The organism is Martinezella lusitana, from assembly GCF_010668395.1.
GTDB lineage: Bacteria > Pseudomonadota > Alphaproteobacteria > Rhizobiales > Rhizobiaceae > Rhizobium > Rhizobium lusitanum_A.
Window position 1 is genome coordinate 1 of the sequence record NZ_WUEY01000053.1, and the last position, 5304, is coordinate 5304.

7 protein-coding genes and 1 pseudogene are annotated in these 5304 nt (G+C 59.8%); 5 read left to right on the plus strand and 3 right to left on the minus strand.

Annotated elements, in window-relative coordinates:
- Positions 1-219 precede the first annotated feature (219 nt).
- The 5 genes from GR212_RS36375 to arsH are packed head-to-tail and all read left to right on the plus strand — an operon-like array spanning position 220 to position 3327.
- Entirely contained in the window at positions 220-573 is a 354-nt protein-coding gene (locus GR212_RS36375; protein ID WP_163994946.1) for an ArsR/SmtB family transcription factor, read from the plus strand.
- A 38-nt stretch (positions 574-611) separates the two neighbouring features.
- Positions 612-1139: an arsenate reductase ArsC gene (locus tag GR212_RS36380; RefSeq protein WP_163994948.1), complete on the plus strand. Its 528-nt coding sequence runs from the start codon at positions 612-614 to the stop codon at positions 1137-1139.
- Position 1140: 1 nt separating this feature from the next.
- Entirely contained in the window at positions 1141-2199 is a 1059-nt protein-coding gene (gene arsB, locus GR212_RS36385) for an ACR3 family arsenite efflux transporter (RefSeq protein ID WP_163994950.1), read from the plus strand.
- Positions 2196-2624 carry an arsenate reductase (glutaredoxin) gene (gene arsC / locus GR212_RS36390; protein WP_204326922.1) on the plus strand — a complete coding sequence of 143 codons (429 nt, stop codon included), beginning with the start codon at positions 2196-2198 and terminating at the stop codon, positions 2622-2624. Before arsB ends, arsC begins: the two co-directional genes overlap by 4 nt.
- The gene (gene arsH / locus GR212_RS36395; RefSeq protein WP_163994952.1) at positions 2617-3327 is read left to right on the plus strand and encodes an arsenical resistance protein ArsH; all 711 of its coding nucleotides are present in this window, start codon (positions 2617-2619) and stop codon (positions 3325-3327) included. Before arsC ends, arsH begins: the two co-directional genes overlap by 8 nt.
- A 456-nt stretch (positions 3328-3783) precedes the next feature.
- Here the strand turns inward: arsH and GR212_RS36400 are convergent.
- The 3 genes and pseudogenes from GR212_RS36400 to GR212_RS36410 form a co-directional block, all read right to left on the minus strand.
- Positions 3784-4080: pseudogene (locus GR212_RS36400) on the minus strand (hypothetical protein); the annotation flags it as partial.
- A 45-nt stretch (positions 4081-4125) separates the two neighbouring features.
- On the minus strand, positions 4126-4410 hold the full coding sequence (locus GR212_RS37935; RefSeq protein ID WP_432444439.1) for a DUF982 domain-containing protein: 285 nt from the start codon (positions 4408-4410) through the stop codon (positions 4126-4128).
- 157 nt (positions 4411-4567) lie between these two features.
- On the minus strand, positions 4568-4819 hold the full coding sequence (locus GR212_RS36410) for a hypothetical protein (RefSeq protein ID WP_163994958.1): 252 nt from the start codon (positions 4817-4819) through the stop codon (positions 4568-4570).
- Positions 4820-5304: the final 485 nt, after the last annotated feature.

The window sequence follows — 5304 nt, forward strand, 5'->3', positions numbered from 1 at the left end:
GGCCGCAGTGGCACAGAAGAGAGGAGAAAAGGCCAATCCCTTGACCAAACCCTGATCAGAAAACCATACTCAGAGGTGGCTCACTTCTCGGTGGAAAAACCGGCTCAGTTCTGCGCGGAAACCAACAGGCCCTCCTTTGTCGACTAAAAGCAGCTTCCATGTACTGATCGAAAAGAACCTTCAGTTGACATCGCCCAACATATCTATCATTCTGGATATATGGAATCAAAACTCGCGATCGCGGCACTGGCCGCACTGGCACAGACCACCCGGCTCGAAACTTTTCGTCTGCTCGTGAAGGCGGAACCGGAGGGTGTTCCGGCGGGAGAGCTGGCCCGAATGCTCGACGTCCCGCAGAACACCATGTCCGCGCATCTCGCCACGCTGCAGCGCGCGGGCATCGTCAAGAGCGAGCGACAGAGCCGCTCCATCATCTATCGCGCCGATCTCGAAGGGTTCCGCGCACTGACCCTATTCCTCCTCAAGGACTGCTGCGGTGGGAACGCGGAGTTGTGTGCGCCTCTGATCGCCGATCTCGCACCCTGCTGCCCACCGGAGGCCTCCCGAGCATGAGACTGAACAGGCCACCGACCTAACACGGACGCAAACCAATGACCGACAAGACCTACAACGTGCTCTTCCTGTGCACGGGCAATTCCGCACGTTCCATCCTCGCCGAATCCATCCTGAACAAGGAAGGCGGCGGACGCTTCAGGGCCTTCTCCGCCGGCAGCCATCCCAAGGGCGAGGTCAACCCTCACGCCATCAGGGAACTCGCGGCGCTCGGATATCCGTCCACGGGGTTTACCTCGAAAAGCTGGGATGTCTTCGCCGAACCAGGTGCACCGCAGATGGATTTTATCTTCACCGTCTGCGACAGCGCGGCAGGCGAAGCCTGCCCGGTCTGGATCGGTCATCCCATGACCGCACACTGGGGTATCGAAGACCCGGCAGCCGTCCAGGGAACAGATATTGAGATACAGAGGGCGTTCGTCCAGGCGGCAAGGTTCCTGAAGAACCGCATATCAGCGTTTCTCGCCCTGCCGCATTCCAGCGTCGACAGGCTCGCTCTCGAGCAGCATTTGCGCCAGATCGGCACGCTCGAAGGCGCATCCGTGAAATCCGCAAAGGCGGAATGAGATGTCCATCTTCGAACGATATCTGACCGTCTGGGTCTTCCTCTGCATCGTCGTCGGCATCGCGCTCGGCCATATGATGCCGGGCGTCTTCCATGCCATCGGCGCAGCCGAGATGGCGAAGGTGAACATCCCTGTCGCCGTACTCATATGGCTGATGGTCATCCCGATGCTGCTCAAGATCGACTTCGGGTCGCTGACCAAGGTCGGCAGCTACTGGCGCGGGATCGGCGTGACGCTCTTCGTCAATTGGGCGGTCAAGCCTTTCTCGATGGCGCTGCTCGGCTGGCTGTTCGTCGGCTGGCTCTTCCGTCCCCTGCTCCCGTCCGACCAGATCGACTCCTATATCGCGGGGCTTATCATTCTGGCGGCGGCTCCGTGCACGGCGATGGTGTTCGTCTGGTCGAACCTCACGAAGGGCGAGCCGCACTTCACCCTGTCGCAGGTGGCGCTCAACGACGCCATCATGATCGTCGCCTTCGCGCCCATCGTCGGCCTGCTGCTGGGCCTCTCGGCGATATCAGTGCCATGGGACACGCTGACGATCTCCGTCGTCCTCTACATCCTCATTCCGGTCGCCATCGCCCAGGCCGCCCGCAAGCTGCTCACCGCCGACGGCACGACGCGGTCTCTCGACGCTCTGCTGACCAGACTGCAGCCGCTTTCGCTCGTCGCGCTGCTCGCGACGCTGATCCTGCTCTTCGGGTTTCAAGGAGAGCAGATCATCGCGCAGCCGACGATCATCGGCCTGCTGGCGGTTCCGATCCTGATCCAGGTCTACTTCAACTCCGGGCTGGCCTACCTGCTGAACCGGATGTCGGGCGAACAGCATTGCGTCGCCGGACCATCGGCCCTGATCGGGGCCAGCAACTTCTTCGAACTCGCCGTCGCCGCTGCCATCAGCCTGTTCGGCTTCCAGTCCGGAGCGGCACTCGCAACCGTCGTCGGCGTCCTCATCGAGGTTCCGGTCATGCTGTCGGTCGTCTGGATCGTGAACCGCAGCAAGGGCTGGTACGAGGCCGCACCCGCCGTCGCCAAGAACACCGCAACCGAAAGGCCATGACCATGGACGTCACCATCTATCACAATCCCGCCTGCGGGACCTCGCGCAACACGCTGGAGATGATCCGCAACGCCGGCATCGAGCCGACCGTGATCGAATACCTCAAGACGCCACCATCCCGCGCCGAGCTGACGAAGATGATCGTGGACGCCGGCCTGACCGTACGCGAGGCCATCCGCGAGAAGGGAACCCCCTACGCGGAACTCGGGCTCGACAACCCCGCTCTGACCGACGACCAGTTGCTCGACGCCATGCTGAAGGATCCGATCCTGATCAACCGGCCGTTCGTCGTCACGCCACTTGGGACCAGACTGAGCCGGCCTTCAGAGGTCGTGCTCGACATCCTGCCCGACACCCACAAGGGCGCCTTCACCAAGGAAGACGGCGAACGGGTTCTCGACGTGGAGGGCAAACGCATTGTCTGAAGGATTCCCGGCCCTCGATGAAAGCCATCTCCGCCAGCCCGACCTCGACGCCCTTCGTCCGTCGTTCTCCACGCAAAAGCCTCGGATCCTGATCCTCTACGGCTCGATCCGCGAGGTCTCGTACAGCCGGCTGCTCGCTCACGAATCCCGCCGCCTGCTCGAGCGTCTCGGATGCGAAGTCAGGCTCTTCGACCCAAAGGGACTACCTCTGCCGGACGATGCCCCCGCAAGCCACCCGAAGGTCCAGGAGCTCAGGGAGCTTTCCGAATGGTCCGAGGGACAGGTCTGGATCAGCCCGGAGCGTCACGGCGCGATGACCGGCGTCATGAAGTCCCAGATCGACTGGATCCCTCTGGCCGTCGGCTCCGTCCGGCCGACGCAGGGCAAGACGCTCGCGGTGATGCAGGTGTCCGGCGGCAGCCAATCCTTCAACGCCATCGGCCAGCTCCGCATTCTCGGCCGCTGGATGCGGATGCTCACCATCCCGAACCAGAGCAGTGTCGCGAAGGCCTTTCAGGAATTCGACGACGACGGGCGGATGAAGCCGTCGTCCTACTACGACCGGGTGGTCGACGTCTGCGAGGAGCTGGTGAAGTTCACGCTGCTGACCCGCGACGCCTCGTCCTACCTGACCGACCGCTACAGCGAGCGGAAGGAGGACGCCGAGAAGCTTGAGCAGCGGGTGCAGTTGAAATCCATCTGACGGCCGCCGGCCCTTTCTCGCCATCCACAAATGCTGCCGCGTGCAGACGAACAGGTTGAGGGCAGCGAAGGCGAGATAGATTTCCCGCAATGCCAGGTATCCCATGAGGGCGGCGGAGATGGGCCAGAAGATCATCGAAGCGACCTCGCCTCCTTCGAAATCACCGCAAGTGACAGATGGGTTTCGGCGGCAGCCATCGCGCGCTCGGCGTCGGCAATCGACCACATCACCAAACAGCTGGGCATGATTGCAGCATTCCTCTGTTACAAGATGCCGCCAGCATGGACGTTGGATCGCTGTTCCCACAAACGCGCATGGGCCTTGGCTAGCTCGCGCCCGTTTTTCACGTTCACGTCCGCTCTTGTGCGACCATCGCTTCCAGAACCTTATCGTAGCTGGTGGGGGGTGGAATCGGCCCTTTTCCAGAATCCGCGCTCCGTGATGACGCAGAGCCTCTCATGTCCGACCTGGAGACATAGGTGACAGATTGTCCCTAAGACATAAGTCGATGGCTTGTAACGTTCTCTGCTCCAAATCGGTGTATCCTAAATCATAACTCATGAAGCTGACGAGCCAAATGGTGTCGTCGATTTCCTTCAGGCCGAGCTTCTGACCGGCCAGCACAGTTGGGATATCGATCTTCTTGCGGTGGATACCGAGGCGACCGTAGTGTTTGACGATGGCAGGGCGGTCATGGAATGGGCAGTCGACCTCGGGCAGCCCTTGATAGGGCCTCGAAGGCGCGCCGTACATTCAATTTAACGATATCATCGACTTCATTGGCCCTCACCTGCCCTTTCAGGGCACGGCGATATCGGTGGCGTTGCCGCAAGCTATGATAAAATATCTGCGGGCAGTTTCGGGGGCGGATCGATATCGAAGGGCCGTCTTGCAGGAATAAACTGCATTCCAGTAGAGCTGGCCCGAGTGTTGACCAAAGTCCTGCTGCAGATACCGAAGCGCCTCCCTGGGACCATCTATGGCTTTGACACAGAAACCGCCCTTGTGAATGAGAACCGGCGTCTCCCACATAAGAGAGAATCCCACGTTTATAACAGATCCCATCGCCTTCCTCCTCGGCATCGCGGAGGAAAACCTCTGCGGTCGCTGTCAATACCATAAGTCAGGATAGGAATCCCAAGGATTTTCCGGAGCTTTTAAGTATAACTCTTCCAAGCATAGCGGAAATACGCTCGGAAGAGCCAGTAATTTGAGTCCATCGCGCAGATAGACTATTTTTCTATCGCCGCGCCTTTTGTCCGTCGAGATAACCGTGTTCATAGGTTTTCGCGAGCGCGCTTCCTTCCGGATAGGGATTTTCCTCGTCTGCCATCTCGCGCGTGCCGGCGTCGCCTCCGCGCTCGTAGGCTTCTCTGGCTGCGCCATCGGAGGCCTCCAAATCCGGAGGTCCGATCATTCCTGCCTTTATCGGATCAGGCAGTTCCAACGCCAAGCCCAATCCGGACGAGACGACGGGATTTTGGATGTGCATAGCTGTTTCCTCCTTGTCGCGTAAGGCGGCGTGCAGGGGATGTTTCAAGCCGATTGGCGCGGCTGTCGGAAACATCCGCCCTTTGCAAAGGGGCTTGCCGCCGACGCTTCGACCACGCGTCCAGCAAAAGCAAAGACGAGGCGATGCCGATCGGGCATTATCGCGCTTCATTTAAGGCTATTTCATGCGCTCCGGCTTGCGCGCTTTATTGTTTCCACTCTTCGTCGACGACGTCTTCGCATCAAAGGCCTGCCCGAAATTCGTGCCGCCCAGATGCCCGCCGCCACTCGTGTTCTTCACTTGGCGTAGCGCCCGCCGAAGGATCTTCTCTGCGTTTGTCTTCGACATCATTTCTCTCCAAAAAGTCATGACCTCCACCAAAGGTGGAGGTTTGAAACGCTGCGCTTGAACCACTAGAAGTGGTTTTGTTAGTGCTTAGTAGCTACGATTAAAGAGGTCGGCAAAGTCGGAAGCTTTGTCGGCCT